Annotated in this window: 1 protein-coding gene; it reads right to left on the bottom strand. The window is 54.1% G+C overall.

Annotated features, from left to right (window positions below):
* The coding region (locus J3482_RS20175) for an IS256 family transposase (protein ID WP_206923083.1) at positions 1 to 777 on the bottom strand (777 nt) is incomplete at its 3' end.
* Positions 778 to 785: the final 8 nt, after the last annotated feature.

Here is a 785-nt window from a genome sequence, read left to right as displayed (position 1 = left end):
CAGATTGCGCATAAAGTGTGTCTGACATCTGTGCCAGGTGCAGCCTTGGAATTCCGTCTGAAGGGCACGGACGAGTCCTGCATGACTGTCTGAAACCACAATGTCTAGGTCTCGTAAGTCCCGTGATTTGAGCCAAGCAAAGAACGCCCGCCAGCTTGCCTCTGACTCACTGTCACCAATCATCAGGCCCAGAATCTCGCGATATCCATCTTCGTTAATACCTACGGCAATCATCACAGCTCGAGGCCGAACACGCCCGTCTTCCCGAATCCTGACCACCAGAGCATCGACCAGGACGAACGGATATCGGTGCTCCCGCAAGCTGCGCTCGTTCCACGCTGCGACGATTGGATCCAACCGCTTGCACAGCGCCGACACTGTGGACTTAGAAAATTCCGTCCCACAAAGCTCCTCCGTGATCTGGGCCACCTTGCGTGTCGATACACCGTTTATCACCATCTCCATCAACGCAATCACCAGTGCCTGTTCACTGCGCTGATAGCGGGCAAACAGCTCCGTTGAAAACTCGCCATTGCGAATCCGTGGAACCTGCAGGATGAGCCGACCAACACGTGTCGTGATGGGATGAGGCAATGTTCCGTTACGGTACCCTCGCCGCTCCTCAGTCCGCTCATACGGACTCGCTTTCAGCTGTTCCGTGACCTGAGCCTGTAATACCTGATTCAGCACCTGTTCGACCAACTTCGCGACACCCCCATCCTGCAGAAAGAGGTCTTTCAAAGAATCGTCATTCAGGGTAATCTGGTATTGAGCCATTTTCGTTT

Source organism: Alicyclobacillus suci, from assembly GCF_017329615.1.
Taxonomy (GTDB): domain Bacteria; phylum Bacillota; class Bacilli; order Alicyclobacillales; family Alicyclobacillaceae; genus Alicyclobacillus; species Alicyclobacillus suci.
The sequence above is the reverse complement of the archived record's forward strand: the minus strand, read 5'-3'. Positions and strand labels throughout refer to the sequence as shown.